The organism is Pseudanabaena sp. PCC 7367, assembly GCF_000317065.1.
GTDB classification, from domain to species: Bacteria; Cyanobacteriota; Cyanobacteriia; order Pseudanabaenales; family Pseudanabaenaceae; genus Thalassoporum; species Thalassoporum mexicanum.
This window is the reverse complement of record NC_019701.1, coordinates 4,226,144-4,244,354: the sequence shown is the minus strand read 5'-3', so window position 1 is coordinate 4,244,354 and position 18,211 is coordinate 4,226,144. Positions and strand designations below refer to the sequence as shown.

The window sequence follows — 18,211 nt, the reverse complement described above, 5'->3', positions numbered from 1 at the left end:
GCCTAAGCTTCTATGATACTGTCAATCTAGTGTAAGCCAGCTAATTGCCGATCGTACTTATGATCAAAATTGCTCCATCGTGGTGGGGAGAAACTAGACAAATTCTTCAATCAACACATATGCCCTGCCTTGATCTGGCTGGGAAGGCTCTTAAGCTTAGCATCTGGCTGTTGGCTACGATCCTGCTACTAGAGCGATCGCCAGCTAATGCAAAAGTTGCTACCCCTTCAATTGATCCAGCAATTACGATCAATTCAGCTAATTCCATCCCGCCAATTCGCTATCCAGGGGCGATCGCCTACCGCACTCGCCACAGTTGCCCCCCCAACACCCAGGCATTGTCTGATCAGTTAACGCAAGATCTCTATGGTTACTTAACCCGCACCTATACCCGCTTGGGGTTCAAAACTCAGGTGCAATTGGTGGGCAATCCGGAGCTAACCCCCTTACCCCTGGCGGCGGGATCACGCGATGGCGTAAATCAGATTGAACTAACGCGATCGCCTGAACAAATTGCGGTCGAAACAGGCGTAGAGCAAATATTTATTACCCTGACTACGCGGCAAGCTGGCAAAACTGACACCACTGAGCAAGCCTACTGGTTATTTATGACCGAAACTAGCAAGGGCTGGCGCTTGGCCATGGCCTATACCCGAATTGGTAATGCCCCGCCCCATGATGTCAGTGATGGTGCGATCGCTGATGCGGTAAGAACCTGGCTCCGCGATCGGTGCTATTAAATTAAACGTTATTAAGTTCAACCCCGACGCGATCGCTATTATTTCTATAGCAAGCTTTCGATGTCTTTGATCAACTCAGCACTATCGGGAGCGGTGCTAGAAGGATAGTATTTGGCGACATTGCCATCCTGATCGATCAAAAACTTGTTAAAGTTCCACTGCACCTGATTGCCAGTGGCATCAGTTAGATATTGATAAACATCCACCTTGTCAGCTCCCTTCACTTTGACTTTGCTGAACATGTCAAAAGTTATGCCATAATTTTTACTGCAAAAACTGTGAATATCCACTTCGCTACCTGGCTCCTGGGCACCAAAGTCATTGCTAGGGAAACCCAAGATCATCAAGCCACGATCTTTATATTTTTGATAGAGCGCTTCTAATCCCTTGTATTGGGGGGTATAACCACAGCGAGAAGCAACATTCACAACCAGGCAGACTTTGCCAGAATATTGAGACAAGTCAACTTCTTGACCGTTAATGTTGGTAGCTTTGAAAGTATGTAAGGTTGGCATTACTTGTATGTTTTATTAAGGTTTACTGACGAAAATAAATTATTGTAGTTCTAGCCCTGTTAGTTAAGCATCTAAATGTCTACCGTAATTGTGCTAATTGGCATACCTGGAAGTGGAAAATCAACCTTGGCAAAAGCACTGCTGCAATCACCGCAAGGACTTGACAGATTGAGCGCTCCAGCCCTGGTTTCGCCAGATCGAATTAGAAAGAAGTTTTATGGTTCTGCCAATGCCCAAGGTGACTGGAGTAAAATCTGGTCACAAGTACGTTGTGAGTTTGCCCAGGCGGCCACATCGCAACAATTCTTAATATATGATGCCACAAATTATCGACGTAAATACCGCCATGATGTAATTGAGTTGGCACAGGAGTTTAATTTTTCACCCGTGACGGGGCTATGGTTGCAAGTACCACTATGGGCATGTCTAGCTCGCAATCGTAAACGCGATCGCCAGGTACAAGAGGATGTAATTAAGCATATGCATAATTGCTTACAAAAAAATCCACCCAAGCTAGAAGAGGGGTTTAGCCGCCTGATGTGTCGCTATGAAGTGCATGAGGTGGTCGAAGAGAGTGAGAATCAGGACTGGATTGAATGAGGTGAAAATGCCAAAAAATGCGATCGGGATCGGGATGGCCTGTGCCCTGGGGTTGATGCTACCTGGTTTGAGGGGGCAGGCGACTAATGTTACTAATATTGCTAATAATTATGTGCCATTAGGATTAGCTAATAACCAGCAGATTGCCGATGCCCACCAGACTAAACCAGCAACCGAACTCAAAACCGAGCCCAAAGCCGAACTTTCGGTTCACCATATTGTGCTAATTGAGTTGAAGCCCACCGCAACTGAGGCGGACATTGAGCAAATCACCACCGATGCCTATGCATTGTTAGGCCAGATTCCTGGGGTAGTTAATGTGGAAGTGGGGTTGAAGGCTAGGGATAATCTACCAATTCACATTGGTGACTATGATATGGCGTTATACCTGAGGATGAGCCAGGAATCAGATATTGATGTATTTGGCCCCCATCCGCAGCACATCGAATTTAGAAATCGCAGCGCACCAAAGTGGCAAAAGATCGAGGTATTGGATTTCTTTGGCCTGTAGCGATCGAGGTAGCATTGAGCCATACACTTATGTCCATGAATGCTGGCCTTGAGCTGCTTTGCTAAGTTAGTTCAATAGACAGACGAACCAAACATAATTAGATTGTTTTAGAATACTATCGCTAATCATATTTACTTATAAAGTCCAAAAGCAATTAATATGTAAGTAAATTATCTAAACAATAGGGTAGCTAGGATGGCGCAACAACCAGATTTTTCGGCGGAGGCCTATTTCCAGCAGGGGATCGGTGCAAGTAAAATTGGCCAATATGAGATGGCGATCGCCTCATTTGAGAAAGCAATTAAGCTAAAGTCCGATTTTGCCGCAGCCTGGAGCGATCGAGGTATGGCGCTCAATGATCTAGGGCAATATGAAGAAGCGATCATCAGCTACGACAAAGCGATCGCCATTGATCCAGAACTTTACCCCGCCTGGTATAACCGGGGGATTGCCCTGGGTAATTTGGGTCGGTATGAAGAAGCGATCAAAAGTTGGGACAAAGCGATCGAGATTGTGCCAGATTTTGCTGAAGCCTACTACAATCGCGGTAGTGCGATGGGTAATTTAGGTCACTACAATGGCGCGATCGCTAGTTGGGACAAGGCGATTGAACTGAATCCAAAATATGCCAGCCCCCACTTTAGCAAAGCCTGCATCTATGCGGCGCTCGCGGAGCTAGATTCTGTGATCACCAACCTCAAAAAGGCGATCGCCCTTGAACCCAGAAGATATACTTATCTAGCTCAAAATCACCCTAGTTTTGAATCCATTCGGCAAGATCAAAGATTCCAGGCTTTACTTAGCTAGAGTCAGCTAACACGAGGGCGATCGATTTAAAGCACCTTTAAATAATGCTTAAATAATAATGCTTAAATAATTAGAAGCAAGATTTAGTTAATAACAGCCATAGATACTTTAAATCCAGCTCGAATCGAGTCAAGCAAGGTTTGCAGATCGTTGCCATCTTCAGGATAAGCAGCCGATCGCGTGTTTAAATTCACTTTGATTTCTGCTCCTGCTTCAGTAGTATATCTAGTCCGCAATAACCGAGCTGCTACATGTTGCATCCGCTTGTTACCACCATCTTGCTGCATGTCATACATGCCTACCCAAAACTCACCATTGCCAGCGTAGTCCACCACATCAGAGCCTCGAAACATACCCTTGAGCTGTTTACCTATTTTCTGAATCACCATATCTTCGGCATCAAAGCCATATTCACTCCGAATTTGCTGGAAATTTGTTATTTCTACGATCGAAATACATAGGGGTTGTTTTTGCCGCTGAGCTAGCAAAAAGAGCTTTTGGAGTAGCTTGATCGATTCCTTTGCTTCAGTCGGCCTAGCTGGTTGATTGAGACTAGGCAGGTTAGACAGAGTGCGCGATCGTTCCAGGTGATTAATCACACAGTTAGCCAGCTTGCGTTCTTCGATCGGCTTATGCACAAAGTCATGGGCTCCGGTTTCAAAGACCTTTTGCAAGGTAACCGCATCATTGGTGTCAAGCAGGTAAATCACTTTGAGCGATTGCCAGCGCGGCTCCGATCGAACCGCCTGATATAACTCCACGCCGCTTTGTTTAGGGCTCTCCATATCTAAGAGCAATAGATCGGGTTGGAATTCTTCCAAGCGCTCTAGGAATAGGGAAGGGTTTTTTAAGGTTGTAAGCTCGATCCCCAATGGCTTGAGTGTCTTTTGGATTAGCTCTAGCTGATAGCTATCATCATCCACCGCCATCACCTTGGCTTGATTCTCTTCAAAACTACGCAGGGGCGGCGACTTGCTGGCCTGTCCGCTGCCAATGGAAATAGGCTTAAACCGATAGCCCACACCATATACAGTTTTAATTAAATCCTTGGGGGCTCCGGCTGCCTTCAGCTTTTGGCGCAAGCTCTTCACATGAGACTTAATCGTGCTTTCGTCCGGTGGATCTTCTAAATTCCAGAGCTGATCCAAAATAGTACTGCGGCTAAAGACCCTCTTGCTATCGGACATAAAAAGCTTCAACAAGCCATATTCTTTTTGGGTCAGGTTGAGCAGTTGACCATCATAACTAACTTCTCGGCTACTGGGGTTAAGCCCGATGCCGCTTAGTTCTAATACTGGTGGTAATGGCTGTTCGGCTCGACGCAGTAAGGCTCGAATCCTGGCCAGCAGTGATTTTAAATTAAATGATTTATTGATGCAATCGTCGGCTCCTGCGTCTAATCCAGCCGCTACGGTGCGATCGAAATTATCTGGATTTGCCAGCAGGATAATCGGAATCGAAAGACCTCTGCGGCGTAGGTTGCTGCAAAAATCGATGCCATTAAAATCGGACAGGGTCAAATCGATTAAAACTAGTTTGTAATCATGGCTTTCTACGAATCTCCACCCGGAATTAGCATTTGTGGCAATATCTACAGCATAATTCTCCTGGGTTAGCACCCCATTCAGGAATGCAGAGACTGTCTCATCGTCCTCTACTAGTAGGATTCTCATAGTGCGAATCGTCTTCTCTTATTTATAACTTGTCGATCTAGCCTGAGCGGCTACACATATGATGATCGTTAAGCTGACGTTTCTTGAGGTTTTGGGATTATTTGTATATCATTTGAATATTGTTTGTATTGCAAGGGTTTGACAGTGACCAAACCTTAGCCATTCTGTCTTTAATTATGTTTAATTGCAGTTATTTGTATGTGTTTAGCCAGTCCTGCCAATCGAGGCGATCGCTACTAATTTGACTGACTTCATAAGTTCGATCGCCAGTTTTGTCCCCAATTTAGTTGGCACTGGTGGTAGTTCAGCTTACCCTAAACTCTCGGCAATGTTTCTAGATTAATCAATCCAGGCTTAAGTTCTGCTTAAACTTAATACTAAATAGAAACGCAGGTATCCCTAATTTAGCGATTTCAATTTAGTGATTTCTAATCGGAAAAGAACTCTAGCCTTGTGAGAGATAAAAATAATCAGCTTGTTTCCTCAGCTAAATTAGCCAAACGAATCTCATATTTTGCCAGTCCAGGAGCAAAAGGCAAGCAATATTGTGAAATGTAATGATTACGCATTTACGCCATGGCTGTATCCATTAACCTAATGATTCAACTTAATGATTGCAATCACTTGGCTGATAAATTTAGCTACCAACCTTAGTCAGAGTGTTGCCATAAACGCGTTGGTATAATCTAGAAAAAGCATTGTGCCGCCCGATCCCAAGGGAAATACCCACGAGCCTAGTTCATAACCATTTGCCAGTTTGTACTATCAAGTTACCATCCGATCGCCAGGCAAATATTGATGTAGGTCACTACTTCGATTGCGTTAGATCGCAGTCCTAGCAAGTATTAACGGATCAATTAGTTATTACCAGGGGCATGTCATATCAAGTTCAGTCGAACATACGCAATCAAAATCCTCGAAATCTTGGCTAGCAAAGCGTAACTAATAACAGCGATCGGGTAGATTTAATCATAATTGGCTGGTAAATCCACGAAAACGATTAAAATAACTCACTTAAATACAATTAGGTTAATAATTTAAACTATTAATCATAAACAATATCTAGATTTATTTACTCTTAGATTTTAATACTTTTTCATTTAAAAATCAATTATCTCATCTATCAATATCTTCAGTATGCTTAAATGAGTTCTACTAGATCGCCTTAATAGCAAAGTAATAGGAACAAGATCAACGCTTGCAACCATACTGAGTGAGGCTGATTGCTAGTACATTTTCAAGGAACTTCTTTGGCATAGATACCCACAGGATCGAGGTGTTTAAGTCATAACTTGCACAACATCTCAATTGAAACAGCACGAAAGAGTAATAATAGAGATGATTAAGCACCAGCGATCAAATTAGATTAGATCGGTTTTAATGAGTTAGTTGGATCTGTTTGCTGGGGTTGGCGATTGGAGTCTTGCCAGCGAATCCCAATTAAACTTGCCACATAGAGCATATAGGCCGGTTCCTCTAGCTGTGTGAAAATAAACCCAAACAGAAAAATATTAATCAAGAAGAACTTATCTAGATTACTTGTGCATAGCCGTCGCCATACGATCGAGCCCAGATAAAGATAGGCAAAGAGGCCAAGGAAGCCAAAATCGCCCCAAATGCCAGCCCAGCCAAAGAAAGGCGAAAAAGCACTACTACCTTCGGCCAGCCAGCTATTTGAAACAAAGACCCAGACATGATAGCTAATGGCGATCGGTTCACCGGGTGGTGCATTGGTCACGCCAAACGGAGCCAGCAACGATCGATAATCCCGAATCATCCACCCCCCCAGACGACCGATCGTATGGCCAGGACCAAGCCCCAACAGCCAGTTAACGGGGGATTCAAAATAGGTCAAGGCAATCCTGATTCCCGAAAATTTAAGCTTGGTGGCCTCACCATCAGCGCCATACAGCTCCGGGCGATTCCAGGCATTGAAGGCAGAGAATGCATCTAAGTTATTCACTGCCCAATAGAACAATGCGATCACCACAACTGAGCCAAGCATATAAAAAACTGCTTTGGTTAGATCTTCTAAATTGACCACCGCCAGGATCACCAGCGAGAAGAGGAAGACCAAAGCCACCTGTTTGGCATCAGCGGCAATGATATGCCCCAACCCAGCGATCAGAGCCAGCGATCGCCACCAGAGCGGTTGTTGCTTCGCACTAAAAAAGTAGCAGACGGCAAAGGTTGCCGAAATCGAGGCTCCTACCACATGGCCAGAACCAGAGTGATAAAGGATGCCTTGTACGTTATCGCACAGGCCTTTCTTATCACAATAGTTAAGGACAAATTTTTGGATATAAACCAGCCCCAGATGAAAGAAAACAAACCCATTTAGCCAGTTATTTAAACGTGCCAAACTCTTGACCGGCAGCAGGGCAGCAACGATCGCCAGCAATAAAATGATTGGCTCGGCCAGGAGCAAGAAGCCCAGAATTGCATTGATTGCCCCTGCCCCATTCCACCAGGCACTAGCAAAGCTGACTGTTAATAATAACCAAAGGCCAAATATTAATTCAGTGGCGATCGACAATTGGTGGCGGTTCCTGGTGCGGGTGGTGAATATAGCCAAACCACAAACACCAGGCACGATCGCAAAGTGGACAAAGTTAATCGGTGAGGGTGCGCCTAATATTTCTAACATGCGTGGAAACAGCACAGAGGCGATCGCAATCAAGATCAGGGTAGAAATCTTGATGAAAGTTGATGATTTTTTGCGAATCTCTGGCTGGTAGTTATGCATGAGCAGCGCTGTGTAACTAGTAGCGATCGGTCAATTAGTCAACTTTGTGGCAAGAAATAATGCTGGTTGACTCTACGCAACCATTTCACTTAAACATTTCACTTAAATATTTCACAAGTATAGCTACCGATTAGATTGCTAATTATGACGATTGGCTACCCCAGCTTTTATGCCACAGATATTTTTTCTGGCGAGTTAATTGCCACAACCCCCAGCTAATCGAAAGCACCGCCAGGTTAAAAACTGGCATACTTGCCCAATAAACAATCTGAGCCTTTCTGCGCTTAGACGGAGTAACCGAACTAACGCTTCCTAGTCGCACTCGATATTTCAGGAGCATTTGCGGGCATCTTGATTTACGAATAGCACCATCAGTCCGACACCACCATTCACCATCTGAACCAGTTTTCAGGGAGCCATTAAAGCGGTGCTCTTGCATTACTTCAGTGCGGACAAGCCAGGATGATGGCATGGAAATAAATCTGCCCAGGGCAAATGCCAGGATTTTGCCATGTTCATCAGTTAGATAATGATCTGCCCCGACTAAATCGCTGCCTGTTTCGATCGCATAGTCTAGTTGAATGGCAGTTTTACCCTCACACCAGATATCATCCCCATCACAAAATGCGATCCAGGCATGTTTTACCTGATCGATCGCCCGATTGCGAACCATCCCCGGTGGCATCAATGGCATCTTTAATATTTCCAGGCGCGGATCATGGGCAAGGTCACCAAGACTGGAGTCTAGCCAATTATTCTGTTCTGCTACACAAATAATTACCTGGCCAATGCAAGGATCTGCAAGTACCGCAGCCGTTGCATCCCGTAAAAATGGCTTTTCACCATCGGTCATCGCCGTGATGATGGCAGTCACATCTTGCCGATCGCCCTGTTCTTTGCCAAGCATTTTCCATCCCACCATTAAAGTTGTTGTTGATTTAGTGATTCTGAATATTTTGGCAATGCATTAGACTCTTTACCTGAATGCTCAAATTCTTGCCTAAATGCTCACACAATGGTCAATATCGCTATTCTTCCGTGTCAATATTCTTCGGTGTCAATATCAGACTTTTGAAAAGTTATATTTTTGGGGTTGGCTCGTTTCTATTTACAACTAATTAAGTACAACTAATAGTTGCTGCGACTGGATCACGATTCGCCATATTTAAATTGGCCAAGTAGTAGCTTTTAGCAGCCAAGTAGCAGCTTTTACTCCTATGCGCTGACTTATTACGATGACTTATACAAATATCAAAATTAATTAGCTGGTAGAGCATATTAATTAAGCTCTCGATCGCTATCCCCTACTAGCAGGCGGTAACTTGAGTTATCTATATCTATTGGTTATTAATGGCCTGGAAAAGATCACCGAAATTAGCTCTCTTACCAAAGAATTGTAATTATAATACAGCATAATTACAGGGGCAATTTATGGAAGCACAAAATTACCATGATTTAACTGAGTTAGGCTGATGGCGAAGCAGATTGTACGTCACTAGGCGCTGTGGCCAGGCTGTTATAAATTGCGATCAGCTCCTGGTAATTACGATCGGCGGTGTATTTCTGCACATACTCTGTTCTGGCCTGCTCGCGCATTTGTTGCAATTTGAGCTGATCACTGAGTAATAGCTCCACTTTGGCCGCCAGATCATCAGAATCACCAACCCGAAAATGTAAGCCAGTGCGACCAGCATCGACGATCTCAGCGATCGCCCCCAGATTGGCGGCAATGACCGGGGTTCCTTTGGCAAAGGCTTCCACTGCCACCCGGCCAAAGGTTTCATACCATTTTGAAGAGATAATTAAGCCAGTCGCTGCCCCCATCAGATCATAGACCTGAGCCATGGGCAATCGCCCTAACCATTCAATCTGCGGGTTGGTTTGAGTTACCGCCACCACATCGGTCGCCAGGGGGCCATCACCAACGATTTTCAAGGGGATGCGATCGCCCAGTTTTTCCCAGGCCGACAGCAATACATCCAGTCCTTTTTCAACCGACAACCGCCCCACATAGAGCATATAGCCACCATCGCCAGCACCAATCCCAGGATCGGGATTAACAAAATTAGGTTTAACCATGAGTTTATCGGCAGGGAGCCCCCCGGCAATGAATTTAGCGCGCGTAAACTCGGTCAGGGTAATGTAGCGATCGACCATTTGCTGCCAGGTGCCGATCGCCCGATGTACGGCCAGCATTGTGCTCACCATGGCCGTAACTGCGCGATCCTGGCGATAGCAGGCATGAATTACCCCCGGCAGTGGTAAAAACTTGCCCAAGCAATCTTCACATACTCTGCCATCACGAAAGAATAAAGCATTGGGGCATAAAAGCCGATAATTATGCAACGTCTGCACCACCGGTACTCCTTCATCCCTGGCGGCATAGTAGACCGAAGGCGAAATTAACGACAGGAAGTTATGCACATGCACGACCTGATAGGTTTGCGATCGCAGGATTTCTCGCACCGCCTGATAGGCTTGCTGTGACCAGATCGCCTTGGTTACCTTGGTCAGGGTACTTAATTCGTTCAGGCGATCGTTGCTGTCTTCGTAGAGGGTAACCTCATGGCCATACTGCCGCAGTAAATCCACTTCCGCCGCCAAACATTCTTCCTCACCACCCCTGATTCTGTAGCGATTGTGAATAGCTAAAATACGCATGGCTGATGTTTGCTCAAAGTTGGGATCGTTTTTTAGTTGATTTGGGCAGATTGTTTAACAGAATTTGCAGCTATTTAATTTGCTTGGCCGAATTATTTAGCTAGCGTTTTGGCCAGATTTAGCCTGATATTGTTTAGCCACATCTGCATATAATTGCGCTAGTTCCTTGCCCTTGATTTCCCAGCTATGGTGGCTTTTAATCAATGCCTTGCCAGCCTCGCCCATTTGCGATCGCAGCTCTGGATCATTAGCCAGCTTAACCATTGCCGCCGCCATATCCTGAACCACCTGTTCTGGATTGTGGGCAGGAATTTTGCAGCCCGTTGCTGGGGTGACCTGAACCGCAGGGCCACCCAAATCCAGGCAAATTACTGGTCGCCCCGCTGCCATTGCCTCCAGGCAAACCCAGCCGCCGGAATCGTGCAAACTGGGATGCACCAGCACATGGCATTGACCCAGATGTGCCAGGGTAAGATCGCGCGGCTGCCTGCCCCAGAACTTGATTCGATCGGCCACACCTAGTTCCGTTGCCATCGCTTCCAAGCGTGGTTGGTCAGTTCCTTCTCCAAATAACCAATATTCGGCATTGGTCAAATTAGCGGCGGCAAAAGCCCTGACCGCCAGATAAAAACCTTTCCAATGTAAAAGCCTACCCATGCTAATAAACCGGATTGGCTGATCTAGGGTAGCAACAGGTAAGGTAAACTCTGCCAGGCGATCGATGTCGCTGCTGGCTAGCCCGGCTTCCGGCAAGATATCGACCTGGTTAATGCCCATCCGATGTAACCGATCGGCGGTGTCGGCGGTGGTGGCACGGACAGCGGCGCTGCGTTGCGCGGTCACCTTTACAAACGGGTCGCGTTCACCGATCGATCGCACCGTGGCTCTGGCCAATTCATACAGGCGCGATCGCCAGCCAAAGTCTTGCCAAAAGGTCGATGGGGCTGATTCACCACCCCCCACTGGTCCCCAGACAAAGGGCAGATCTAGTAGTGCCAGAAAGCTGGGATTAGAGTATTTCACAAACGTGACATGGTGAATCACATCGAAATTGATTTCCTGATGCAAACGTTTGGCCACAAAATAGGCCTGGATCTGCCATAGATAATAATGTGCCTGCATCGCCCCCGTTGAACCAAAGCGCCACAATGAGCCAATCAGGGGCAGGTTGAAATAGACAAATTGCAAATTAGGAATCGGTTCTTTGGCCAATGCAGCGGCAATCTTGTCTCCACTTTCGTCGGGGCGAGTTAAGACCCAAACCTGGTTATGCTTAGCAGCTTCGACGGCCACATTCCAACCTACTCCAGGCTCTGAACCCCGACCGGGCTCACATGAATATGCGGAAATTAATACCTTCATTACAAATCTAAATTCCTCTATTGGCCGATTTAAAACGTTAAGCTTAAAACGTCAAATTCAAAACACCCAGCTTAAAATCCCAGGTTTAGAACTCCATATTGCTGTTTTGATCAGCGTTGTGATCAGCCAACAGCCGATGATCTGTCTCAGCCCCAAGTGAGTCTGCGGTTAGTTTACTACTGCGGTTTGCCACGATCCCCAGCACTGGCACACCAGATATGCGCAGTTTTTCGAGTGCTTCTTCTAGGCCGGAACGCTTTTGCTTACCCAGGCTAGTTACCATCAAAATCCCCTCGGTGCGGGGAGCCAACAGATAGGCATCGGCAAAGGAAAGGGGTGGTGCATCATAGATCACCAGATCAAATTTTGATTCCAGATAGGCCATCAGTGCTTCCATCTTTTGCGAGGCCAACAATCGCGTGGGATCGGGGGAATTGGCCGTGCCCGCTGCCAAGACGTATAAATTCTCTTCGAGGGACGATCGCTGTAATAATGGTGCCACCTTAAGATTGGCAGAAATAATATCAGTCAATCCTTTTTGCTTGCTCGGCGTGATCGCCATGCCAGAATCCATATTGCTATTTACGAAGCCATTCCCATCTGTATATAAATACGCCTGACGCATATCCGTATCAACGATCACCACGCGCCGACCCATAGCCGCGGCAGCCTGCCCCAAATAGGCCGAAAACATTGATTTCCCATCGCCGATCGCTGTAGAAGTAATCACGATCGATTGAATTGGTTCGTCGGGATTCAGCAGCAACAAACTGGCATAGAGCGATCGAAAGGCTTCAAAAAATGAAGACGAGACATAATGTTGATTTTGATCCAGTTCACCCGATCGCCGACCGGCCAACTGATGAAACTGATTGGCCAGGCGTGAACCGTTTAAAGATTTAGGCTGCTGCTCCAGGGTTGCTTCGGCTGGAATCATGCCCAACAAGGGAAAACCAGTAATACTTTTGACCTCTTCGGCAGTATATAAAACATCAGTGAGGCGATCGAGCAGCAGGGCAATACCAGTCCCCAACAACATGCCAAACATCAAACCCACCACCAAATTTCTAGCTATCCCTTTGCCCACTGGTTCTGGATCGGTAGGCGGGGTTAGGATTTGCCAGGGGATCTGCCGTTGTGCCGAATCGATTTTGAGCGCTTCACGGGCAGTCAAAAACTGATTTAGATTATTGGTAGCGATCTCTAGTTCATTGGTAATGTTGGTATATTGACGATCGACCTGGGAAAGTTGGCGGATCTTTTGATTCAAGGTTTCTATGGCTTGATCTAGATAGGCATTGCGGCTTTCAAGCGCCAAGATTTTATTGGCGATCTCATCTCGAACTAGTTCCGCTTCCTGGCGCAAAATGGGCTGAAGATTATTACGCTCCACGTCCAGGGTGTCTATGTTTGGGCTGCCAGGGACAAACCGCACTGTCTCCTGAGCCGTTTGTAGTTTGACCGCTAATAATTCATCGAGGATCTTGTCATAACGATCGTTATCACTTAGATCGGCAATTACAATCGAATCTGCGGCAGCATTGGCCAGTTGAAAATTTAAATCCGCCAGCAGCGATCGCGCCACATTTAATTCCAGCTCCGCCTCAAGCTGCTGCTTCCGAAAATCCCCAGTCTGGTCGCTCAGAAGCTGTCCTTCTTCAGTAGGGTCAATGAAGTTAAACTCCTGCCGTAATTCCTGCAACTGTTCCTGGAGCAACTCGGTTCTTTGTCGCAGCACTGGCAGTTGTGCTTCAATGAATGCACTACCTTGATCCACGTCCCGCTTGTTTACCTGCAGGCTGTAATCAAGATAGGACTGGGCGATCGTTTCTAACACAAAAACAACTTCTTCTGGATTACGGGAGCGGTAGGAAACGCGCAAAATATCTTTACTACCAGAAATGTGATCGACATTCAGGCGATTTGCGAGCGAAGAATAGCTCAGACCAGCATAGGTTTGGCGGATTTCCTCGACGATCGGTGTCATCACACTGGGGCTGGTCAGCACTCTGATTGTAGTAAAGTCAATTTCTTCGGCTGCAGATGCGTTGGGATTAGTCTCGTCGGTAATCGTTGAGACAATATTAGATTCCGGGGTAGCCGATTGCACCAGAACTTCAAACTCAGCCCTATAGCTAGTATCCTTACTCAGAGCTTTAAAAACCGCTGCACCCGCAAAAAAGCCGCTAAGACAAATTATTAAAACAGCGCGACGCTTGAGAGCCTGGAAACTCCGATTTAGATCTAGCCCCCCTTCTTCAACTTTGATCGGGTAATCAGGTTTGCCGTTCATTTAATTGCCGTTCGTTTAATTTCAGTTATTGCCAGGGGGGATTGTTGCGGAAGTTACTTAACCAAATCAGGATCAATCAGTGATAGGTCTGGCTTGAATTTTGGGAGTTTAGGTAGTTAGGAAGCCTAAACTTTGCTGCGCGTAATTATCGATAACAAAGAGGCCGGGTTAGGCAGAACATAAATTCAGATTTACGAATCAGAGCTTAAGTCAAATCCTGTCGATCGTCAATCGCTAAAACAACAGAATCACAATGGTTATAGCGATTATCGCCTAATATATTTGACCAATATTTAGTTTCCTGGTGGGTGAGCAATAGCAACCTAATAATCTATTTCATCATCTAGAGGAAGCGAATCAGGATTAATTTAAATTAATTATATATTAATAGACTGTCTATCATTAATTTGTCTCTCAAATATATTTATTTTTACCTGTATTTGCGGGTTTTGTTTTAGACTGCCTGATTCTTTTTATTAAAGAGTACAAATATAGTTTTGAGGATCAGCCATAGGTCGTAATGCAAGCTCCATTTTTGCTGATAGTTCAAATCGAGCTTAACCACATCTTCAAACTTACGCACGCTCGATCGCCCATTTACCTGCCATTCTCCAGTCAGACCAGGGGTAACGTCTAGCCGACTCCACTCGGTAGCGATCGTTGCTGGGAATGTCATCGTGGCCAAATTCACCTTGCCTACAGGCGCAGGAAGATCGCATTTTAATAGCTCTAATTTATACTTTTCCACCTCATCTTTGGTGGGCGGCCTTGTTCCTACCAGGCTCATATCCCCGCTCAACACATTCCAGAATTGGGGCAATTCATCCAGGCTGGTTTTTCGCAAAAAACGACCGATCCTGGTAATACGCGGATCATGGTCACTCTTAAAAAAGGCATCATTGGCATATTGATTTTTGACCTGACTTTTGAGCGCCTCCGCATTGGTGACCATTGTCCGGAATTTCCAAATCCGAAATGGTCGCCCCATCAAACCACAGCGCACCTGACTAAACAAAATTGGGCCAGGATCATCCAGCCAGATTGCGATACTCACGGGGATAAATATCATTGCGGTAATAGCTAATCCCACCAGGGCTCCGGCCACATCGATCGCCCGTTTGGTAGGACTGAGCACTGATGGATGGAGCGTCGGTTGGGGATGCTCCTGGAGGGCGATTGGGCAATGGTGCACAATCTGGGTGATTGGTTCAATCCTAAATATCTGCGTGGCCGCACGGATCGTAAACAGTCGCACCAGCTTAGCGATCGCCAAAGCCGACATCACCGCTTTATTCACACTCCATAACACCATTTCGCTACCAGTTGCATTGGCAATTTTGAGTACGCCAATCAGGGCACCAACTCCAGAACCATCGATCGACTCGGTTTGGCTCATATCCACGACAATTTTGCTAAAGCTGGTCTGGCAGATTTCGCCAATGTGATTACGGAACTGAGCCGCTTCCGCCGAGGTCAGGTGCGTAGGTGTGCTGATAAATACGGTGTCGCGGAAACAAAAAACCGTAAGTGGGCTGGTTTGCGATGAGGAATTCTTACTGTCTGATTGAGCGGGTTCAGCAACTTCAGCCCCATTGGCCGCATAGTCAATATTTGGGCTTGGTTGTTCGAGATAGCGCATTGCCAGCGCATGATCTTGGACAAACAGGCGATCGAGGGCATTGAGACGATTGAGCAATCGCGCCGGAAAACTGAGCACCTTAGCTCTGGTGCTGGCTTCTAGAAATACCGTTTGGCAACCATAAATAAACTTGGCCACAAGCAGAAAAGGAATGGCTAAACCGCCCCCAGTGGAAAAAACCAAATCGGGCTTTTGTTGATGTAAAGCCTTGATCGCCAGCCAGGTATTGCGGCACCAGTTGATCGGTTGGCGGCGATTGGGTGTGTGTCCCCAATAGGTATCCTGATGGCGAGTGACCACTTTAGCGATCGAGGTGGCGGGGGTGACCCAACTGGTTTTGGCGCAATCTTGCCAAACTGCATTCAGACTTTGCATGGTTTTAAAGCTATTACCAGCGGAGCACACCAGCATTACTTTTTTGGCCACAACCCGATCGCCTAGATAATTAACTAAATTAGCCAATCGGGACGGTGGCTCTGGCGGCTCAGTATTTTTAAGATCTGCCAGATCACTCAACCGCGACATGCCGCGCGCATAAAGAAACTTACTAAAACCAGAGGCAAGCAAGAACTTAACCACCTTTGGATCAACTTGATCGGGCTCAGGCTTACCCAGCAAATCCAGGAATTTGGCAAAATCGGCTGCCGCTAGAAACTTAACCAACTCCAATGGCGATCGGGCGATCGTAAATCCTTGTTGTTCAAGGGTTTCAGCTATTTCAAATTGTCGATCGTCATCCACTTCACCACAGCTTGGGTTGAGTGGCACTAGCGCAAATGGGCGACCGGAGTTCTCTAGTAGATCGATGCAATATTCACTACAATCACCAATTACCACCCTAGCTTGTGCAATTTTTTCCTGTAGCTTCTGAGTCGTCAGGGAGATAGCCTGTAAATGCTGAGACTTGATTGTGGGGTTTGGCAATATGTTGCCAGGGGTATTAACCAAGATTTTCTCATCGATCAACTCATAGCGAATCAGCAGCTCCAACCAGCTCAGCAAGGACTTACATGGATATTGACTAGAACCTAAGGTGACCAAAATCATCGCTGTGTTGCCCTCATTTTTTAGGTCTTCAGAATTGTGCTTTGAACGATGGCTGGGGTTGATTAAACCCGATTTGAGATTGATTCGAGATTGATTTCAGATTGATTTGAGATTGATCAAAGTAGCTGCAAAGGATCAAGCTAAGCAACCATCCAGACTCCTTTGCGTCGCCAGCATTGCTCAAGCAGAATATTCTCAAGCTGCTCAGGGGCAACAACCCCCTGCTGAAGCAAACATTCACCCAATTTGGCATGGCTGCGCTTTTGTTTTTGCAAGGTTTGCTCTAATAATTCTTGCGAAATAATCTGATTGCGAACCAGCAATTGCCCAAGTTTGATCGATTGATTTTTTAAGCTTTTTTCAAGTTCTAGCGCAGAAACCAATTGATTCTGAATCAGGATTTCACCCAGCTTCTGGCCGGTTTGTTGTTGTTGCTGTAATGCCTGAGCCAGGTGAGTTTTGGTGATTATCCTATGCTTAACCAGAATTTCACCAATCATTGCTGCCTGCTCGATCTGTTCACCCAAAGCCTCGATCGCAGGCATGACTGGCGCGGAATGCTTGACAGTCGAAGATTCAAAATATGCATCCCGACGACGATCGCCGATTGACTCAGTTAGTAACTGTTTCACCGCCAGCCAGACAAATGGTGGGATCGTGCTGCTGTAGCGACCAAACAGGCGACGGGGCTCTTGCATCAATCGATATGACCACTCTAGTCCAGACTTTTGCACCCATTTAGGGGCATGTTTATGGACTCCGGCATAGACTGCAAAGACCGCACCCAGACCAATCATGACCGCATTGATCTTATCTTTATGCTGGGCAATCCAATATTCTTGCTTAGGGCAACCCAATGCCACCATGACTAAATTAGCCTGACTCGATTCAATCTTGGCAATTAGTTCTTGATCTTCTTGCTCCGTTAGTGGCCTAAAGGGCAGTGACTCCATCCCTACTACATTCAACCCAGGGTATTGCTGAGCTAACTTGGCTCCCATTGAGTCTAGGATTTGAGGAGTCGAACCAACGAAGAAAATATTCAGGTTTTGTTGGCGCGATCGCTCACAGAGGGCATGAAATATATCCATTCCCGCCACCCGATCCTGCGTTTTCATCCCCAGTTGCCGCAACATCCACACCAATGGCATTCCATCCGGGGTAACCAACTCAGCCTTGCGCAACACCGCTGCAAACTCCGGCCGCCAATATGCTTCCATCAGCATATGCACATTGGCAACACAGACCGCCTTGCTCTGGCGTGATTCGGCCCATTGCATAATAGTTGTAACTTGCTGCTCAAACTCCATGGCAGTGACCGGATTACGCAGAATTCGCTTAGTGGGAATAGCTTCAGGCCGATCGGGATTAACAATCAATGGCGCGACAGTAGCTATACTACTGACAGGGCGATCGATAAACCCAGCATCTTTTGTGTTAATTGGTGTAATAGTCATGGTTGGCAAATCATCTAGGGCTACCCAAGCAAGAACATCAGGGAAAAATCATTTATTTGCCCCTATATTCTGACTAATAGCAGTCTAAACAACAAAAGTGGAAAAGCTTGGTCTTGAAAGGTGGAGAAGTCGGGTAGTAATAGTGCAGACAAAGTAAACA

At 46.2% G+C, this 18,211-nt stretch carries 13 protein-coding genes; 4 read left to right on the top strand and 9 right to left on the bottom strand.

The genetic code is table 11. The features are described 5' to 3' along the window. Window positions 1–119: 119 nt before the first annotated feature. Entirely contained in the window at window positions 120–740 is a 621-nt protein-coding gene (locus PSE7367_RS17035) for a hypothetical protein (protein WP_015166585.1), read from the top strand. Window positions 741–784: 44 nt separating this feature from the next. Here the strand turns inward: PSE7367_RS17035 and PSE7367_RS17030 are convergent, their stop codons facing one another. Further along, window positions 785–1,255 carry a glutathione peroxidase gene (locus tag PSE7367_RS17030; protein WP_015166584.1) on the bottom strand — a complete coding sequence of 157 codons (471 nt, stop codon included), beginning with the start codon at window positions 1,253–1,255 and terminating at the stop codon, window positions 785–787. Between the two features lie 75 nt (window positions 1,256–1,330). Between PSE7367_RS17030 and PSE7367_RS17025 the strand changes: the two genes are divergently transcribed. From PSE7367_RS17025 to PSE7367_RS17015, 3 genes are all read left to right on the top strand, one after another. After that, entirely contained in the window at window positions 1,331–1,855 is a 525-nt protein-coding gene (locus tag PSE7367_RS17025; RefSeq protein ID WP_015166583.1) for an AAA family ATPase, read from the top strand. Between the two features lie 7 nt (window positions 1,856–1,862). Continuing rightward, window positions 1,863–2,366: a Dabb family protein gene (locus PSE7367_RS21620; RefSeq protein ID WP_015166582.1), complete on the top strand. Its 504-nt coding sequence runs from the start codon at window positions 1,863–1,865 to the stop codon at window positions 2,364–2,366. 195 nt (window positions 2,367–2,561) lie between these two features. Further along, window positions 2,562–3,173, top strand: a complete 612-nt coding sequence (locus PSE7367_RS17015) for a tetratricopeptide repeat protein (protein WP_015166581.1) — start codon at window positions 2,562–2,564, stop codon at window positions 3,171–3,173. Window positions 3,174–3,256: 83 nt separating this feature from the next. On the opposite strand, the gene PSE7367_RS21280 is transcribed toward PSE7367_RS17015, so the two are convergent. From PSE7367_RS21280 to PSE7367_RS16975, 8 genes are all read right to left on the bottom strand, one after another. Further along, window positions 3,257–4,846, bottom strand: coding sequence for a response regulator (locus PSE7367_RS21280; RefSeq protein WP_015166580.1), 1,590 nt, complete (start codon window positions 4,844–4,846; stop codon window positions 3,257–3,259). A 1,366-nt stretch (window positions 4,847–6,212) separates the two neighbouring features. After that, complete coding sequence (locus tag PSE7367_RS17005; RefSeq protein ID WP_015166579.1) at window positions 6,213–7,592, bottom strand: hypothetical protein; 1,380 nt, start codon at window positions 7,590–7,592, stop codon at window positions 6,213–6,215. A 142-nt stretch (window positions 7,593–7,734) separates the two neighbouring features. Further along, window positions 7,735–8,514: a family 2 glycosyl transferase gene (locus PSE7367_RS17000; protein WP_156800423.1), complete on the bottom strand. Its 780-nt coding sequence runs from the start codon at window positions 8,512–8,514 to the stop codon at window positions 7,735–7,737. A 542-nt stretch (window positions 8,515–9,056) separates the two neighbouring features. Next, window positions 9,057–10,253 carry a glycosyltransferase gene (locus tag PSE7367_RS16995; RefSeq protein WP_015166577.1) on the bottom strand — a complete coding sequence of 399 codons (1,197 nt, stop codon included), beginning with the start codon at window positions 10,251–10,253 and terminating at the stop codon, window positions 9,057–9,059. Between the two features lie 96 nt (window positions 10,254–10,349). Continuing rightward, window positions 10,350–11,615: a glycosyltransferase family 4 protein gene (locus PSE7367_RS16990; protein ID WP_015166576.1), complete on the bottom strand. Its 1,266-nt coding sequence runs from the start codon at window positions 11,613–11,615 to the stop codon at window positions 10,350–10,352. Between the two features lie 85 nt (window positions 11,616–11,700). Then, entirely contained in the window at window positions 11,701–13,908 is a 2,208-nt protein-coding gene (locus tag PSE7367_RS16985) for a GumC family protein (RefSeq protein WP_015166575.1), read from the bottom strand. Window positions 13,909–14,362: 454 nt separating this feature from the next. Then, a complete protein-coding gene (locus tag PSE7367_RS23185) occupies window positions 14,363–15,403 on the bottom strand; it encodes a sugar transferase (RefSeq protein WP_051038171.1) in 1,041 nt (346 codons plus the stop codon). 1,331 nt (window positions 15,404–16,734) lie between these two features. Continuing rightward, window positions 16,735–18,051, bottom strand: coding sequence for a WecB/TagA/CpsF family glycosyltransferase (locus PSE7367_RS16975; RefSeq protein ID WP_015166573.1), 1,317 nt, complete (start codon window positions 18,049–18,051; stop codon window positions 16,735–16,737). Window positions 18,052–18,211 lie beyond the last annotated feature (160 nt).

Coding starts and splice junctions, on each gene's coding strand:
- PSE7367_RS17035 (WP_015166585.1), top strand. CDS start 120: ATGCCCTGCCTTGATCTGGCTGGGAAGGCTCTTAAGCTTAGCATCTGG.
- PSE7367_RS17030 (WP_015166584.1), bottom strand. CDS start 1,255: ATGCCAACCTTACATACTTTCAAAGCTACCAACATTAACGGTCAAGAA.
- PSE7367_RS17025 (WP_015166583.1), top strand. CDS start 1,331: ATGTCTACCGTAATTGTGCTAATTGGCATACCTGGAAGTGGAAAATCA.
- PSE7367_RS21620 (WP_015166582.1), top strand. CDS start 1,863: ATGCCAAAAAATGCGATCGGGATCGGGATGGCCTGTGCCCTGGGGTTG.
- PSE7367_RS17015 (WP_015166581.1), top strand. CDS start 2,562: ATGGCGCAACAACCAGATTTTTCGGCGGAGGCCTATTTCCAGCAGGGG.
- PSE7367_RS21280 (WP_015166580.1), bottom strand. CDS start 4,846: ATGAGAATCCTACTAGTAGAGGACGATGAGACAGTCTCTGCATTCCTG.
- PSE7367_RS17005 (WP_015166579.1), bottom strand. CDS start 7,592: ATGCATAACTACCAGCCAGAGATTCGCAAAAAATCATCAACTTTCATC.
- PSE7367_RS17000 (WP_156800423.1), bottom strand. CDS start 8,514: ATGGTGGGATGGAAAATGCTTGGCAAAGAACAGGGCGATCGGCAAGAT.
- PSE7367_RS16995 (WP_015166577.1), bottom strand. CDS start 10,253: ATGCGTATTTTAGCTATTCACAATCGCTACAGAATCAGGGGTGGTGAG.
- PSE7367_RS16990 (WP_015166576.1), bottom strand. CDS start 11,615: ATGAAGGTATTAATTTCCGCATATTCATGTGAGCCCGGTCGGGGTTCA.
- PSE7367_RS16985 (WP_015166575.1), bottom strand. CDS start 13,908: ATGAACGGCAAACCTGATTACCCGATCAAAGTTGAAGAAGGGGGGCTA.
- PSE7367_RS16975 (WP_015166573.1), bottom strand. CDS start 18,051: ATGACTATTACACCAATTAACACAAAAGATGCTGGGTTTATCGATCGC.